At 67.2% G+C, this 15,580-nt stretch carries 13 protein-coding genes; 4 read left to right on the top strand and 9 right to left on the bottom strand.

Annotated elements, in window-relative coordinates:
• Positions 1-70 precede the first annotated feature (70 nt).
• Positions 71-1,261, bottom strand: a complete 1,191-nt coding sequence (locus ACQR1D_RS20645; protein WP_316217741.1) for an extensin family protein — start codon at positions 1,259-1,261, stop codon at positions 71-73.
• A gap of 463 nt (positions 1,262-1,724) precedes the next feature.
• Between ACQR1D_RS20645 and ACQR1D_RS20640 the strand changes: the two genes are divergently transcribed.
• Positions 1,725-2,495: a DUF2147 domain-containing protein gene (locus tag ACQR1D_RS20640; RefSeq protein ID WP_434839318.1), complete on the top strand. Its 771-nt coding sequence runs from the start codon at positions 1,725-1,727 to the stop codon at positions 2,493-2,495.
• Between the two features lie 78 nt (positions 2,496-2,573).
• Here the strand turns inward: ACQR1D_RS20640 and ACQR1D_RS20635 are convergent, their stop codons facing one another.
• A complete protein-coding gene (locus ACQR1D_RS20635) occupies positions 2,574-3,941 on the bottom strand; it encodes an ATP-binding protein (protein ID WP_316217742.1) in 1,368 nt (455 codons plus the stop codon).
• Positions 3,931-4,698, bottom strand: coding sequence for a response regulator (locus ACQR1D_RS20630; RefSeq protein WP_315802094.1), 768 nt, complete (start codon positions 4,696-4,698; stop codon positions 3,931-3,933). Before ACQR1D_RS20630 ends, ACQR1D_RS20635 begins: the two co-directional genes overlap by 11 nt.
• 230 nt (positions 4,699-4,928) lie before the next feature.
• On the opposite strand from ACQR1D_RS20630, the gene ACQR1D_RS20625 reads away from it, so the two are divergent.
• The 3 genes from ACQR1D_RS20625 to ACQR1D_RS20615 are packed head-to-tail and all read left to right on the top strand — an operon-like array spanning position 4,929 to position 9,683.
• Positions 4,929-6,404, top strand: coding sequence for an efflux transporter outer membrane subunit (locus ACQR1D_RS20625; protein WP_434839319.1), 1,476 nt, complete (start codon positions 4,929-4,931; stop codon positions 6,402-6,404).
• A 28-nt stretch (positions 6,405-6,432) separates the two neighbouring features.
• On the top strand, positions 6,433-7,722 hold the full coding sequence (locus ACQR1D_RS20620) for an efflux RND transporter periplasmic adaptor subunit (RefSeq protein WP_316236933.1): 1,290 nt from the start codon (positions 6,433-6,435) through the stop codon (positions 7,720-7,722).
• Positions 7,722-9,683: a MacB family efflux pump subunit gene (locus ACQR1D_RS20615; protein WP_434839440.1), complete on the top strand. Its 1,962-nt coding sequence runs from the start codon at positions 7,722-7,724 to the stop codon at positions 9,681-9,683. Before ACQR1D_RS20620 ends, ACQR1D_RS20615 begins: the two co-directional genes overlap by 1 nt.
• Positions 9,684-9,829: 146 nt before the next feature.
• Here ACQR1D_RS20615 and ACQR1D_RS20610 read toward each other — a convergent pair whose 3' ends face one another.
• From ACQR1D_RS20610 to cyoB, 6 genes are read right to left on the bottom strand one after another with little or no spacing between them, the layout of a single operon-like run.
• Entirely contained in the window at positions 9,830-10,363 is a 534-nt protein-coding gene (locus tag ACQR1D_RS20610; protein WP_315802091.1) for a response regulator transcription factor, read from the bottom strand.
• On the bottom strand, positions 10,353-11,705 hold the full coding sequence (locus tag ACQR1D_RS20605) for an ATP-binding protein (protein ID WP_315802090.1): 1,353 nt from the start codon (positions 11,703-11,705) through the stop codon (positions 10,353-10,355). Before ACQR1D_RS20605 ends, ACQR1D_RS20610 begins: the two co-directional genes overlap by 11 nt.
• A 54-nt stretch (positions 11,706-11,759) precedes the next feature.
• Complete coding sequence (locus tag ACQR1D_RS20600; RefSeq protein ID WP_434839320.1) at positions 11,760-12,584, bottom strand: SURF1 family protein; 825 nt, start codon at positions 12,582-12,584, stop codon at positions 11,760-11,762.
• Positions 12,584-12,943, bottom strand: a complete 360-nt coding sequence (gene cyoD, locus ACQR1D_RS20595; RefSeq protein ID WP_434839321.1) for a cytochrome o ubiquinol oxidase subunit IV — start codon at positions 12,941-12,943, stop codon at positions 12,584-12,586. The genes ACQR1D_RS20600 and cyoD overlap by 1 nt, the downstream gene beginning before the upstream one ends.
• Positions 12,940-13,569, bottom strand: coding sequence for a cytochrome o ubiquinol oxidase subunit III (gene cyoC / locus ACQR1D_RS20590; RefSeq protein ID WP_434839322.1), 630 nt, complete (start codon positions 13,567-13,569; stop codon positions 12,940-12,942). Before cyoC ends, cyoD begins: the two co-directional genes overlap by 4 nt.
• A complete protein-coding gene (cyoB, locus tag ACQR1D_RS20585) occupies positions 13,566-15,575 on the bottom strand; it encodes a cytochrome o ubiquinol oxidase subunit I (protein WP_316217749.1) in 2,010 nt (669 codons plus the stop codon). The genes cyoC and cyoB overlap by 4 nt, the downstream gene beginning before the upstream one ends.
• Positions 15,576-15,580: the final 5 nt, after the last annotated feature.

Genomic DNA, 15,580 nt, shown 5'->3' with positions numbered 1-15,580 from the left:
GCGAAGCGAATGGCAAAGAGTGAGGAGATGGTCGGGCCGGGAGATGCGACGCGCTATTCGCCATTGCCACTCAATCGTCCCGGAATTCGTCTTCCTCGTTGATCAACTGACCAATCGACTTGGCTTGCTTGCGCGGCGGGATCGAGCTGGTGACGTCCGGCCCGCGCTGGCCGTAGCCGTAGCGCCGCTGCTGCGCGCGCGCCGCCACCGCCTCGCCGGATTGCGCGGCCGGCTGACAGATCAGGCGGCGGCTGGCGCGGCGCATCAGGTCCACATGGATGTGGTCGTAGTGATAGACGTTGGAGCCCGGCGCCAGCACCGTGGTGAACTGCTGGCACGCGCCGCCCTGGACATCGCGCAGAAAGCCCTGCTCCTCCGGCAGGCCGATCCAGCCGTCCTTGACGGTGATGCGGCGACCGTCGGCGAGCATGAAGGCGGAGATGTCGAGCGCGTTGCCGAAGGCGTGCTCCGAGATGTGCGCACTCGGATTGCCGTTCATGCCGCGGCAGGAATAGGCCGAGATCTGCTTGATCTCGACGACCTTGGTGCCGAACCAGCGCTGCGCCGCCGGCTGCACCGATTCAGCGATCCAGCGGTCCAGCGCCGAGACGATCGGACAGGCGAGCGTCGCGGTCGGCTTCACCGCGACGGGGCCGACGGTGCCGACCGGATCGCGCGACGGTCCGAGCCGCGGCGGTGCTTCCTGCTGCGGATAGGCGGTGCGCCCGGCAGGCTGCCCGCGATAGGGCGCGGCGGGATAGGACGCGTCGGCCGGCTGGTCGACGTCGTCCTCGCCGGCCGGTGGCTCGAGTTGCAGCGGCGCGCCGGGCGGGGCGCCGTAGGACGGCGATGCCGGACCAGGATAGGCCGCGTTCGACGACGGATATGCCGGCTGCGGCGCGGCCTGCGGCTGATAGGTTGCAGGCGGGGCATAGCGTTGCGGCGGCGGGTTGATCGGCCAGCGCGGCTGGCCGCCGATCGCGGCCGGCGGACGCAGGCTTTCGTCGGCGAAGCCATAGCTCGCGGTCGATTCGCCGAGCGCCGCCACCTTCAGCGGATAGTCGGCGCCGCACATGCCGGGGCCGGTGATCGGGTCGATGCGGACGATGTCCGCGCTCTCCTTCACCGCGCCCGATTTCAGGCAGGCGATCTCGGCCTCGGCCCGCCACGGCTCGCGCTCCTGGAAAAATCCACGGCCGCAACCCGCAAGCGAGACAAGGACGATGGAGCCGACGAGATACAAACGAACTCCGCGCGTCATATGCAGAGGTTTGCGGCAATTTGCTTAAGGACCTGTCAATGCCGTCCCTTTACGGCACGCAAACCATCGCGACGTGAAAGGCAGTCGTTTTACGGGGAAGCGACAGCCGCGCTGTCTTTTTTGCCGATGCCGATCTTGTATGTGTGGCGCGCGCTCTGCGGAGCGCAGGCGTCAAGAGCCAGCGCACGCCAGGTGCGCGAGCGATGCGAAAACGGGAGCCGTCCCATGAGCCTTGCCGATCGGCTGAGCATGGTGGTCACGTATGTCGTGTTTGCATTTGTCGGCGCGATCATCGTCGGGATGATCTGATCGCCGCGATCCGATCGATCAATTGGCGGGCCGCGTGCGGCCCCGGCCCCATCGTCTCTTCGGCTCTCCGGCTGTGACCCTCGTCACAGATCGCGCGGTCGCCCGCGTCTAAGAGTTCCCCCAGGTTCACGACGCCGTCCGAGGGAGCTCATTCATGAAGACCGTGTATCTGGCCGCAGCAGCCGTTCTGATCGCGAGCAGCGCCGCGCAGGCCGGCAGCTCGATCGCGTTCAATTTCGACGGGCACAAGATCCGCGTCACCGTGCCGCGCAACTGCCAGTCACTGTCCTGCCTGCAGGTGTCCGGCATCGACCTCAGCGGGCTGAAATCCTCCAAGCTCGACGATGACGATGCGCAGGCGAGCGGCGCGCCTGCGACCGGCGCTCCGGCCGCAGCGGCGCCCGTGGCGGCTCCGCCGGTCGTCAACGCGCCGACGCCCGTCGCCGCCACGCCAGCCGCGGCCGAGCCGGCCCCCGCAGCGCCCGCTGCCGCCGCGCCATCCACGACGGTGCAGATGCCGGTGCCGCCGGCTCCGGTCGCTACGACCGCGCCTGCTCCACAGCCGGCGCCAGCACCCGCGCCGGTCACGGTTGCCGCGGCGCCTGCCGCAGTTCAGCCGGCTCCGGTGCCGGCAGCCGATCCGAACTCGCCGCTCGGCCTGTGGGCCACCGAGGGCGGCAAGGGCAACGTCGTGATCGAGCCGTGCGGCGCCAACATCTGCGGCTTTGCCGAGAAGACGCGCGAGAAGATCCTGATCAACATGAAGCCGAAGAACAGCAAGTGGGTCGGCCGCATCCACGATCCGGACGGCGGTGGCAACTACGACTCCACCGTCGTGCTGAAGAATCCGAACACGCTGCGGGTCCAGGGTTGCGCCTTCGGCGGCCTGTTCTGCGGCGGCCAGACCTGGAAGCGCGTGAGCTGATCGCCATCCCTCGACGTCGGCAAGCGCAAAGGCCCCGCCGGGATCAGCGCCGGCGGGGTTTCCGGCGCGTGGCGCCTGCTACGCCACCTTGGCGGGGATCGCCGCGGGCATCGCGACGCGCAGCGGCAGCGACAGCCGCACCCGCAGGCCGCGCGGCGCGTTGGGCATCAGCGCGATGCCACCGTCATGCTTCTTCATGATCTCCTGCGCGATCGACAGGCCAAGGCCGAAGCCGCCGGCGGAGCGCGCCTGGTCGAGCTTGACGAATGGCTCCAGCGCGCGCGCCTGCAGCGCCTGCGGAATGCCGGGACCGTCATCGGCGACCTCGATCGCGATCATGCCGTCGGCCAGGGTCGACAGGCTGACCACGACCTCGCTGCCGTGCTTGACGGCGTTCTCGACCACGTTGGTGACGGCGCGCGACAGCGCCCGGGCCCGGCCCTCGCAGACCAGCCGCGACGGTCCATCGAAGCTGACGGCGTGGCCGACATCGGCGAAGTCGCAGCAGATCGTCTCGAGCAGGCTCGACAGCTCGATCCGCGCCGGCTGCTCGGCCTTGGTGTCGTCGCGCAGATAGTCCAGCGTCTCGTCGAGCATACGACTGACCTGGTCGATGTCACGCAGCATCGCGCCGCGCATCTCGCCCTGGGCGATGCGCTCCGAGCGCAGCCGAAGCCGCGTCAGCGGCGTCCGCAGGTCGTGGCTGATCGCCGCCAGCATCCGCGTGCGGTCGTCGAGCAGCGCGCGGATGCGCGCCTGCATCTCGTTCAGCGCCTCGGCGACCTGGGCGATCTCCCGCGGGCCACGCCGGCTCAGCGGCTCCTGCGCACCCGGCGAGCGGCCGAACGCGGCGGCCGCGCGCGCCATCTCCGACAGCGGCCGGATGATCGCCCGCGCCGCGTAGATCGACAGCAGCACGCCCAGGATCAGGATGAGGAACAGGAACACCGCCGCCGGCTTCAGCACCATCGACCAGAATTCGAGCCGCGGCACGTCGTCGAACACCAGCGCGCGCTCGCCGTCGACCTGGACGATGATCTGGGTCGGCGGCGCCGCGCCATAGCCGACGCCGTGGAGCAAGGTGACATCGCGCAGCACGCTGAGCTGGCGGCGCGCCAGCCGCGAGGTCCATGGCACGTCCCTGACCGGCTTGGCGAGCAGCGTCAGCGAGCTCAGCGGCACCAGCTCGACCTGGATGCCGGAGCTGCGCAGGCTCGACAGGCTGCTCTCGACAGCCACGGGGTCGTTCGCGGCGCGGACGAAGTGCACCGCCTCGGCGACGCGCGCGATGCCGTAGGCCGGCGATTCCTGCTCATCGGGCGGATCGAGAAACAGCAGCGCCGCCGCGATCATCAGCACCATGCCGAACAGCACCGACAGCGACGCCAGGGTCACGATCTGCGTGGTGAGGCCGAGGCGCGGGCACGGCTTGCTATCAGGCGTCATCAATGGTCTCGACTCTTGGCGTGAAGACGTAGCCGCCGAGGCGCACGGTCTTGATCAGGGTCCAGCTCCTGGCGCCGGGCTCGATCTTCTGGCGGATGCGGCTGATGTGAACGTCGATGCTGCGCTCGACCGGCCCGGCCTGCCCGCCATGCGCCAGCTCGATCAGCTGCTCGCGCGACAGCACGCGGCCGGCGTTGCGGCAGAACGCCAGCAGGATGTCGAACTCCGCGCTGGTCAAGGTGATCTTGACGCGGTCGGGATCGAACAGCGTGCGCGTCGCCGGCTCGATGCGCCAGCCGTCGAAGGTCATCGGCGCCTGCCGCGCCGCGATCACGGCGGGGTGCAATTGCGACCGGCGCAGCAGCGCGCGGATGCGCGCCACCAGCTCGCGCGGATTGAACGGCTTGACGACGTAGTCGTCGGCGCCGAGCTCGAGGCCGAGGATGCGATCGATGTCCTCGCCCTTCGCCGTCACCATGATGATCGGCACCGTCGAGATCTGGCGCAGGCGGCGGCAGATGCTCATGCCGTCGTCGTCCGGCAGCATCACGTCGAGCATGATGAGGTCGACCTGCTCGCGCTGCAGGAGGTCGTTCATCGCGGCCGCCGACGACACGAAGCGCGGCGCGAAGCCGTGCTCCTGCAGGAGCTCGGTGAGCAGCGCCGCGATCTCGCGATCATCCTCGACGCAGAGGATCCGCGCGGCGGCCGGCATGTTTGCGTCTGCGGCCACGACGGTATTGTGTGACGACATCATGCGCGGAACATGGTCGATTTTGGCCAAAAAGAACAGCCCGAAGCGACGCGCGATCGTGGCGAAAGTAAGCTGTATTGTTAAGGCGGAAACATTTCTTCACGCGACTTAACCCTGCGCAATCGTTAACCTGCCTAGGCTCTGTGCATCAAACAAACATCAACGGGGAAGTCCTGCGGCGTGGCCGACCAGCCTGCGCGGCCTCCTGTCGAACCGCGATCGTATCAGCCGCCGTGAAGCCCGTCCTGCTCGCACTCTGCCTCGCCACGCCGCTGCTCGCCGGCTGCGCCGTCGGCCCCGACTACGTGACGCCGGAGTTCGGCGTGCCACAACGTTGGAGCAGCGACCGCAACCAGCCGGCGCAGACGCTGAAGCTCGCGCAGTGGTGGCGCAACCTCCACGATGGGCTGCTTGATCAGCTGATCAGCGAAGCGGTCGACGGCAATCTCGACGTCGCCGCCGCCAAGGCGCGCATCCGCGAGGCGCGGGCGACGCAGCGCCAGGCCGTCGGCGCGCTGTTCCCCACCGTGAGCGGCACCGGCACGGCGACGGAGACCCGCAGCGCCGGCAGCACCACGAATGGCATCGCGATCGCTCCGACCGCCTATAGCCAGTACCAGGCCGGCTTCGATTCGAGCTGGGAGCTGGATCTGTTCGGCGCCAACCGCCGCGCCGTCGAAGCCGCCGGCTACGGCGTCGACGCCGCCGAGGACGATCTGCGCGCGACCCTGCTGACGCTGGTCGGCGACGTCGCCTCCAACTACATCGATGCGCGCGCCTATCAGGCGCGCGCGGCGCTGGCGCGGCGCACCGCGGCCTCGCAGCGCGAGACCGCGGCGCTGACCGAGCGCAAGCAGAATGCCGGTTCGGCCTCGGCCGTCGACACCGCCAAGGCGAGCGCGCTGGCCGCCAGCACGGAAGCAACCATCCCGACCTATGAGAGCAGCTATCAGCAGGCTGTGCATCGGCTCGGCGTGCTGCTCGGCCGCGACCCGACGGCGCTGAACCTCCGCCTGTCGCTGGTGACTCCGATCCCGTCGCCGCGCCTGCCGCTGCCCAAGGGCATCCCGGCCGACGTGCTGGTCATGCGCCCCGATGTGCGCAAGGCGGAGCGGCAGCTCGCGCAGTTCACCGCCAAGATCGGACAGGCGACGGCTGCGCTGTACCCGGATGTCAGCCTGACCGGCACGGTCTCGACCACGGCATTGAAGCTCGGTGATCTCGGCAAGAGCTCGACGATCGGCTGGTCGATCGGTCCGAGCCTGTCGGTGCCGATCTTCAACGGCGGCAAGCTGCAGGCCGCCGTCGAGGTCGCGGAAGCGCAGCGCGACGAATACCACGTCGCCTGGCGCAGCGCGGTGCTGAGCGCGCTCGAGGACGTCGAGAACGCCATCGTGAGCCTCGGCCAGGAGCGCATCCGCATCCGCAGCCTGAGCGAGTCGGCGCGGCGCTATGGCGAGGCCGCACGGCTGTCGCGCTCGCTCTACCAGACCGGCTCCAGCACGTTCCTCGACGTGCTCGATGCCGAGCGCTCGCAATTCACTGCCGAGGACAGCCTGCTCGCGAGTCGCGCCACTCTGGCGAAGAACTACGTGGCGCTGGCCAAGGCGCTCGGCGGCGGCTGGACCGGCGCAGTCGACAGCTCGGTTCCCGAAATCGTCGACGGCGGCACCGGCCCGCATCTCGCACAGGTCGGCGCGCCCAGGTAATTTCCGCAGCCCTTTCGAAGTCAAGGCGATGAACGCACCCCTGCCCCACATGCCCCGACCGTCCGCTACGGAAGACGGCGTCCCGCCGGTGCTGAAGCCGAAGCGTCCGCGCCGCCGGGCTGTGCTGATCATCAGCCTGCTCGTCGCGCTCGCGCTGGCCCTCCTGTTCGTTACCCGGTTCACACGCAATCCGAACGCCAACCTGGTGACGGCGCCGGTCACCCTCGGCGATATCGAGCAGACCGTGCTCGCCACCGGCACGCTGAAACCGGTCAAGCTGGTGGCGGTCGGCGCCCAGGCGTCGGGACGGCTGGTCGCGCTCAACGTCAAGCTGGGACAGAAGGTCAAGGCCGGCGATCTGATCGCGGAAATCGACTCGCTGACGCAACAGAATACGCTGCGCACCAACGAGGCGAGTCTGCGCAACGTCCGGGCGCAACGCGACGAGAAAGTCGCCACCCTGGCGCTCGCCGAGGCGAACCTGGCGCGGCAGCAGGTCACGCTGGCGCAGAAGGCCTCGTCGCGCGCCGACTACGACAGCGCCGAGGCGACCGCGAAGCAGACCCAGGCCCAGATCGCGCAGTTGGACGCACAGATCGTCGAGGCCGAGGTCGCGATCGAAACCGCGCGCGTCAATCTCGGCTACACCAAGATCACGGCCCCGATCGACGGCACCGTGCTGTCGATCGTCACCCAGCAGGGCCAGACCGTCAATGCGGTGCAGTCGGCGCCGACCATCGTCGTGCTCGGCCAGGTCGAGACCATGACGGTGCGCGTCGAAATCTCGGAGGCCGACGTCGTCCGGGTCCGGCCGGGACAGAACATCTACTTCACCATCCTCGGCGATCCCGACCGCCGCTACGAGGCCACGCTCGGCACGATCGAGCCGGCGCCGGAATCGATCAAGAGCGATTCGAGCTTCTCCTCGAGCTCGACCACGACATCGAGCAGCAGCAGCACGTCGTCATCATCCACATCGTCGGCGATCTACTACAACGGCGTGTTCGACGTCGCCAATCCTGAGGGGCGGCTGATGACCTACATGACGGCCGAGGTCCACATCCTGCTCGGCGAAGCGCGCAACGTGCTGACGATCGCCTCGTCGGCCCTGGGCAATGCCAATCCGGACGGCAGCTACAACGTCCGCGTGCTCAATGGCGCAGGCGCGCTGGAGAAACGCGCGGTGCGGATCGGCCTCAACAACAAGATCAGGGCCGAGGTGCAGTCCGGCCTGCGCGAGGGCGAGCGGGTCGTGATCTCGGCGCCCGAGCAGGGCACGAAGCAAACCGTGATGCCGCCGCCGCCCGGAGGCGCATGATGACCGAGGTCCTGATCGACCTGCAGAATGTCGGACGGTGCTACGCGTCCGGCGAAGGCACGGTCCACGCTTTGCGCGGCGTCGACCTCCGGATCGCGCGCGGCGAGATGGTGGCGATCATCGGCCAGTCGGGCTCCGGCAAGTCGACGCTAATGAACATCCTCGGCTGTCTGGACCGTCCGACGTCCGGCAGCTACCGGATCGCCGGACGTGAAATGAGCTCGCTCGATCCGGATGAGCTGGCGGCGCTGCGGCGCGAGCATTTCGGCTTCATCTTCCAGCGCTATCATTTGCTCGGCGAGCTCACTGCCACCGAGAATGCCGAGGTGCCCGCCGTCTATGCGGGGCTTGGCCCGTCGGCCCGGCGCCGCAAGGCCGAGGCGCTGCTGCAGCGGCTCGGCATGGGCAGCCGCACCGATCACAGGCCGGGACAGCTCTCCGGCGGGCAGCAGCAGCGCGTCTCGATTGCCCGCGCGCTGGTCAACGATCCCGACGTGATCCTCGCCGACGAGCCGACCGGTGCGCTCGACCGCGCCAGCGGCGAGGAGGTGCTGCGCATCCTCGACGAGATCAGCGCCTCCGGCCGCACGGTCATCATCGTCACGCATGATGCCGGCGTCGCGCAGCGCGCGCGCCGCATCATCGAGCTGCAGGACGGCCGCGTCATCTCGGACAAGCCCAATCCACTTTCGCCCGGGCCGGCGGCTGCCGCCGCGGCCGAGGACGCCGGATCGCCGGCGCCGTCATGGTGGCGCAGTCATCTCGACCGCTTCCGCGAGGCGGCACGGATGGCGCTGCTCGCCATGAATGCGCACCGGCTGCGCGCCTTCCTCACCATGCTCGGCATCATCATCGGCGTCGCCTCCGTCGTCATGGTGCTGGCGCTCGGCCGCGGCTCGCAGGCGCGGGTGCTGGAGAACATCAACCGGCTCGGCACCAACACGCTGGAATTCTTTCCCGGCAAGGATTTCGGCGACACCCGTTCCAGCAAGATCAGGACGCTGGTGCTCGCGGATGCCAAGGTCATGGCTGAGCAGCCTTACGTGGATGCGATCTCGCCGACGGTCTCGACCACCAGCACCTTGCGGTTCGGCGCCGTCGAGGTCAGCGCCCAGATCTCGGGCGTCGGCGAGCAGTATTTCCGCGTCAAGAACACCGAGCTCGCGGAAGGCAGCTATCTCGATGCCGACACCGTGCGATCCTACGCCCAGGACGCCGTGATCGACGACAATGCGCGCAAGGCGCTGTTTCCGGATTCCGACGTCAGTCCGCTCGGCAGCGTCATCCTGATCGGCAAGGTGCCCTGCCGCGTCGTCGGCGTCACCAAGCAGCAGCAGGCCGGGTTCGGCTCCAGCTCCACGCCGATCGTCTATCTGCCCTACACCACGGTGCAGGCGCGCTTCCTCGGCAACCAGGTGCTGCGCAGCATCAGCGTCCGCGTCGACGAGGCGACGCCGATGGCGGCGGCCGAGCGCGCCGCGACGGCGCTGCTGACGGCACGGCACAACGCCAAGGACTTCTTCGTGCTCAACACCGACGACATCCGCAAGACCGTCGAGAGCACGACGCAGGTTCTGACCCTGCTGGTGGCGGCCATCGCCGTGATCTCGCTCTTGGTCGGCGGCATCGGCGTCATGAACATCATGCTGGTATCGGTGTCCGAGCGCGTCGGCGAGATCGGCGTGCGCATGGCGGTCGGCGCGCGGCGCAGCGACATCCTGATGCAGTTCCTGATCGAGGCCGTGCTGGTCTGCCTGCTTGGCGGTGCGCTGGGCCTGGCGCTCGCGGTCGGCTTCGGCACGGTCTTCAACGCGCTCGACGTCGGCTTCCAGCTGATCTATTCGCCGCTGGCCATGGTCGGCGCCGCGGTCACGTCGATGGCGATCGGCATCGGCTTCGGCTACATGCCCGCCCGCGGCGCCTCGCGGCTCGATCCGGCAACGGCGCTGGCGAGGGAGTAGGTTGAGGCGCGCATGAGCGACCGGCAGAGTAGGTGCTCGCCACGACGGTAGTGCGCTCCCTCTCCCCGTTCTTCACGGGGAGAGGGAGCCTGCCACGCTCTGCCGAACTAGCTGCTTTCCATCGCTGCGAACGACAGCAGACCATCCTACTTCACCGGGCGCTTCTCCAGCTTGCGCGCCAGAGTCCGGCGATGCATGCCGAGCCTTCTTGCGGCTTCGGAGATGTTGAAGTCTGTCTCGATCAGGGTCTGGTGGATACGCTCCCACTCCAGCGTCTTGATCGAGGTGGAACGCTCGGCCAGCGCCACTTGCGCATTGCCCTGCGCCTTGCGGAACGCTTCCTCGATATCGTCGGTGTTCGACGGCTTGGCGAGATAATGGCAGGCGCCGAGCTTGATCGCCTCCACCGCAGTGGCGATGCTGGCAAAGCCCGTGAGCACCACGATCAGCATCTCCGGATCATGCGCGTGCAGCTTCTCGACGCAGACGAGGCCTGAGGCGCCGCCGAGCTTGAGATCGACGACGGCATAGCCGAACGTCTTCTCCTTGACGGCCTGGTCGACGTCCTCGAGCGACGCCGCGATCACGGCCTCGTAGCCGCGCCGCTCGAACGAGCGCTTCAGGGTGCGTGCAAAACCGTCATCGTCCTCGACGATCAGGAGAGACATGTCATTCGCCATCGCGCTCTCCAATCACAAGCGTCGACAACGGCAGCGACAGCCGTACGGTCGCCCCACGTCCCCGGTGGTTCCAGGCCGAAACGCTGCCGCCCAGCTTGCGGATCACGTTGACCACCAGGAACAGGCCCAGACCGCGCCCCGGGCGGCCCTTGCTCGACTGATAGGGACGTCCGAGCTGGCCCAGCATCGCCGGATCAAAACCCGGCCCGCGATCGCTGACGCTGAGCAGCAGCTGATCGCCGTCCCGTTCGGCGACGAACTCCACCCACTCGCGCGAGACTTCGAACGCGTTGTCGAGCACGTTGACGATCGCCTGCTTCAGCGCGACGTCGGAGACGATCGTCGGATCCGAGCCGAACTCGTTGCGGAACGTCAGATTGCGCGCCGAGCGCGCCGCGCTCCATTCGGCGACCAGCGTCGTCAGGAACGCCTTCAACGTCGTGGGCGCCGAGCCTTCGCCCCGCGCCTGGCCGGCCGAGACCAGGATGTCAGTCACGATCGACTTGCAGCGCTGCACCGCCGCTTCCATTTCGGTGAAATCCTCCGCGAGCGTCGGATCGGCAGAGATCGCGGTCATGCGCCGCCAATCGTTCAGGATCACCGAGATCGACGCCAGCGGGGTCCCGAGCTCATGCGCGGCACCTGAGGCGAGCAGGCCCATGCGGATGATGTGATCCTGCTCGACGGCGTGCTGGCGCAGATCGGCGAGCTTGGCGTCGCGCTCGCGCAGGTTCCGGTTGATCCGGGTGACGAACACGACGAGCAGCACGGCGTCGAGCACGAAGCCGACGAACATGCCGGTGATGTGCAGGGTGAAGGCATCGCTGACGTGATGCTGCGGCAGTTGCAGCGGGCGGTACTCGATGGTGAGCCAGATGAAGCTGAGCACCGTCAGTGCGACCAGCGACCAGGACGAGCGCGCATCGAGCAGCACGGCCCCCAGCGTGACCTGCAGCAGATAGAGGCACGTGAACGGATTCGACGCGCCGCCGGTGAGATAGAGCTCCGATGTCAACGCCACCACGTCCAGCATCAGGGCGATCAGCAAATGGCGATTGCCGACGTCGTCGCGCCTGCGCAGCCAGATGTGGCTGGCGACGTTGAGCGCCACCAGCGCGCAGATGATCGCCACCATCGGCAGCACCGGCAGCGCGATGCCGAACCAGGTGGTCACGAAGCCGATGGTGACGATCTGGCCGACCACGGCGATCCAGCGCAGCTGGATCAGCAGCACCATGTTCTTGCGGTTGGTCGCGTCCCTGGTCGGCAGCGGCGCGTTGATCTCGGGTGTGGCGATCGCGGCCACGGCTCCGAACGGCAGGTTGGGCGCCTCGCTTCTCATGAGGCCACGTCCGGTCTCCGCCGCCAGAACGGGAAGCTTCGATCCCTCAACACGTCACCCCGCATCCACCCATGTCCTGCCGCCGCTGATCCCATTCCACATCCTGCGCCGCCGGCGCTTCGGATCACGCTGCGCGCGGCGGAGCCGCTGCAGCCCGGCGCCGGCCAGCATGAGAGCCAATGTAAACCAGGTGAGCGCGTAAACCAGATGGTTGTTCGGAAACGAGATCACGGTGAGTCCGCCGATCGGAAGCCCGCCGGGATTCGGGGTCGCATCGGCATCGACGAAGAATGGCGCGACGTCGGACAGACCGCGCGCCGCCGCGATCGCCCCGACGTCACGTGAATACCAGCGATTCCCCGCGGGATCGTTGTGGCGCAGGAAGCCGCCGCCCGGCTCGGAGAGCCGCAGCAATCCCGTCACGCTGACCGTGCCATCCGGGTTCCCGGCGCTGCGGCTTGCGCGGGCGCGGCGATCCGCGGGCACGAAGCCACGATTGACGAGCACGGTGCCGCCGACGGTCCGCAGCGGCGTCACCACCCAATAGCCGGAGCCCTCGACCGTCAGCGCCTGCACCAGCGTCTCGCGATCGTTGAGAAAGCGGCCGCTCAGTGTGACCCGCTTGTACTCGTCATCGCTGCGATTGATCGCCGGCCAATCCGCCGGGCCCGGCGCCGGCACAGGTTCGGCATGAACGCGGCGCTCGACACGATCGATCAGGTCGAGTTTCCAGGCCCGCCGCTCGATCTGCCAGACGCCCAGCGCCAGCAGAATCGCGACGCACGCAACCCACGCCGCGCCGATCGCGAGCCGCAGCGCGCCGGATCGCCCGCGGCCGGCCTCATCGCGTTCCCCTGCCCCGTCGGCAGGAGCCGACATCACGGCGTCTGGCCCATCTCATGCACCGGCATCATGTTGGTGGTCAGGTGATGCATGACCCAGAGCGAGCCCGAGAGCGCGATCACCACCATGATGATGGTGAAGATCAGCGCCATCATGGTCCAGCCGCCCTCGGCCTTGGTGTTCATGTGCAGGAAGAAGATCATGTGAACGACGACCTGCACGGCCGCGAACGCCATGATGATCAGCGCGGTGGCCTGCCTGTCGAGCGAGCCGTTCATCACCAGCAGAAACGGAATCGCAGTGAGGACGACGGAGGCGCCGAAGCCGATCAGCTGGCCGGAGCGCGTGCCGGCATGGTCGTCGGCCGAGCCGTGCGCGCGTGCATCAGAGCTCATCGCAGCATTCCCATCAGATAAACGAAGGTGAAGACACCGATCCAGATCACGTCGAGGAAGTGCCAGAACATGCTGAGGCAGACCAGCCGGCGGCGGTTGGCCTCGATCAGGCCGTGGGTCCTGACCTGCACCATCAGCGTGACCAGCCAGACCAGACCGAACGTCACATGCAGGCCGTGGGTTCCAACGAGCGTGAAGAACGACGACAGAAAGGCGCTGCGTTGCGGCGTCGCGCCCTCATGGATCATGTGCGCGAACTCGGTCAGCTCGATGCCGAGGAAGGCGAGGCCGAACAGCCCGGTCACCACGAGCCAGGCCTGCATCGCGCCGACGCGATTCTGCTGCATCGACAGCATCGCGAAGCCGTAGGTAAGCGAGGACAGCAGCAGGAACGAGGTGTTGACCGCGACCAGCGACAGGTCGAACAGGTCCTTCGGCGCCGGACCGGCGGCATATTTGGCGCCGAGCACGCCATAGACGGCGAACAGGATCGCAAAGATGAGACAGTCGCTCATCAGATAGATCCAGAAGCCGAGCATCGTGCTGCTGCCTTCGGCGTGCTCGTGCTCGTCGACGACGTAGAAGACCGGCTCGCCGGCCTTCAATGTGCCCATCGCGACCGTCATGACTTGGCTCCTGCCGCGAGCAGCTCGGTGCGCGCACGCTCGGCGCTGACGACCTCATCGGCCGGGATGTGGAAGCTGCGGTGATAGTTGAAGGTGTGGCCAATCGCGACCGCGAGCAGCGCGACGAAGCTGCCCGCCGCCATCCACCACATGTACCAGATCAGGCCAAACGCCATGGTGGTGCTCAGCGCTGCCAGGATCACGCCGGTGCCGGTGTTGCTCGGCATGTGGATCGCCTTGAAGCCGGCGAGCGGACGGGTGTAGCCACGGCGCTTCATGTCCCACCATGCGTCGTTGTCGTGGACGACGGGCGTGAAGGCGAAGTTGTAGGCCGGCGGCGGCGACGACGTCGCCCACTCCAGGGTGCGCGCATTCCAGGGATCGCCGGAGACGTCGGCGAGCTGCTCGCGGCGCAGGATGCTGACCGCGATCTGGATCAGGAAGCTCGCGATGCCCAGCAGGATCAGGAACGCGCCGATGCCGGCGATCACGAACCAGATCTGCAGGCTCGGATCGTCGAAGGTGCGCAGGCGACGCGTCACGCCCATCAGGCCGAGCACATAGAGCGGCATGAAGGCAAAGTAGAAGCCCACCGTCCAGAACCAGAACGACAGCTTGCCCCAGAACGGATCGAGCCTGAAGCCGAACGCCTTCGGGAACCAGTAGGCGATGCCGGCGAACAGGCCGAACAGCACGCCGCCGATGATCACGTTGTGGAAATGCGCGACCAGGAACAGGCTGTTGTGCAGCACGAAGTCGGCCGGCGGCACCGCGAGCAGCACGCCGGTCATGCCGCCGATCACGAAGGTCAGCATGAAGGCGACCGTCCACATCATCGGCAGCTCGAAGCGGATGCGGCCGCGATACATCGTGAACAGCCAGTTGAACATCTTCGCGCCCGTCGGGATCGAGATGATCATCGTGGTGATGCCAAAGAAGGAGTTGACGCTGGCCCCCGACCCCATGGTGAAGAAGTGGTGCAGCCAGACCAGATAGGACAGGATGGTGATGACGACGGTGGCGTAGACCATCGAGGTGTAGCCGAACAGCCGCTTGCCCGAGAAGGTCGAGGTCACCTCGGAGAAGATGCCGAACGCCGGCAGGATGAGGATGTAGACCTCGGGATGGCCCCAGATCCAGATGAGGTTGACATACATCATCGGATCGCCGCCGAAATCATTGGTAAAGAAGTTGGTGCCGACGTAGCGGTCGAGCGACAGCAGCGCCAGCACCGCTGTCAGCACCGGGAAGGAGGCGACGATCAGGACGTTGGTGCACAGTGACGTCCAGGTGAAGACCGGCATCTTCATCATGGTCATGCCGGGGGCGCGCATCTTGACGATGGTGCAGATCAGGTTGACGCCGGATAACAACGTTCCCACGCCGGCAACCTGCAGCGCCCAGATGTAATAGTCGACGCCGACATCCGGACTGTAGGACAGGTTCGACAGCGGCGGATAGGCCAGCCAGCCGGTGCGCGCGAACTCGCCGACGAACAGCGAGCACATCACCAGCACGGCGCCGGACGTGGTCATCCAGAAGCTGAAATTGTTGAGGAACGGGAACGACACGTCGCGGGCGCCGATCTGCAGCGGCACGACGTAGTTCATCAGGCCGGTGACCAGCGGCATCGCCACGAAGAAGATCATGATCACGCCGTGCGCCGTGAACACCTGATCATAGTGGTGCGAGTTCAGGTAGCCTTCGGAGCCATTGAAGGCGATCGCCTGCTGCAGGCGCATCATCAGCGCATCGGCGAAGCCGCGCAGCAGCATGACGATGCCGAGCACCATGTACATGATGCCGATGCGCTTGTGGTCGACGGTGGTGAACCACTCTTTCCAGAGATAGCCCCACAGCCGGAAATAGGTGATCGCGCCAAACAGCGCGAGACCGCCGAGCGCGACCATGGCGAAGGTGCCGACGATGATCGGCTCGTGCAGCGGCAGCGACTCCAGCGTCAGCCGGCCGAAGATGATCTTTGTGAGCTCTGCTGTATCGAACATGATGG

This window comes from Bradyrhizobium sp. HKCCYLRH2047 (assembly GCF_051168175.1).
GTDB lineage: Bacteria > Pseudomonadota > Alphaproteobacteria > Rhizobiales > Xanthobacteraceae > Bradyrhizobium.
Note: the sequence above shows the minus strand (reverse complement) of the source record. Positions and strands in the feature narration are given on the sequence as shown.

Bases quoted from the DNA above. Each gene is read 5' to 3' on its own strand.
- ACQR1D_RS20645 (WP_316217741.1), bottom strand. From the start codon at position 1,261: ATGACGCGCGGAGTTCGTTTGTATCTCGTCGGCTCCATCGTCCTTGTC.
- ACQR1D_RS20640 (WP_434839318.1), top strand. From the start codon at position 1,725: ATGAAGACCGTGTATCTGGCCGCAGCAGCCGTTCTGATCGCGAGCAGC.
- ACQR1D_RS20635 (WP_316217742.1), bottom strand. From the start codon at position 3,941: ATGACGCCTGATAGCAAGCCGTGCCCGCGCCTCGGCCTCACCACGCAG.
- ACQR1D_RS20630 (WP_315802094.1), bottom strand. From the start codon at position 4,698: ATGATGTCGTCACACAATACCGTCGTGGCCGCAGACGCAAACATGCCG.
- ACQR1D_RS20620 (WP_316236933.1), top strand. From the start codon at position 6,433: ATGAACGCACCCCTGCCCCACATGCCCCGACCGTCCGCTACGGAAGAC.
- ACQR1D_RS20615 (WP_434839440.1), top strand. From the start codon at position 7,722: ATGACCGAGGTCCTGATCGACCTGCAGAATGTCGGACGGTGCTACGCG.
- ACQR1D_RS20610 (WP_315802091.1), bottom strand. From the start codon at position 10,363: ATGGCGAATGACATGTCTCTCCTGATCGTCGAGGACGATGACGGTTTT.
- ACQR1D_RS20605 (WP_315802090.1), bottom strand. From the start codon at position 11,705: ATGAGAAGCGAGGCGCCCAACCTGCCGTTCGGAGCCGTGGCCGCGATC.
- ACQR1D_RS20600 (WP_434839320.1), bottom strand. From the start codon at position 12,584: ATGTCGGCTCCTGCCGACGGGGCAGGGGAACGCGATGAGGCCGGCCGC.
- cyoD (WP_434839321.1), bottom strand. From the start codon at position 12,943: ATGAGCTCTGATGCACGCGCGCACGGCTCGGCCGACGACCATGCCGGC.
- cyoC (WP_434839322.1), bottom strand. From the start codon at position 13,569: ATGACGGTCGCGATGGGCACATTGAAGGCCGGCGAGCCGGTCTTCTAC.
- cyoB (WP_316217749.1), bottom strand. From the start codon at position 15,575: ATGTTCGATACAGCAGAGCTCACAAAGATCATCTTCGGCCGGCTGACG.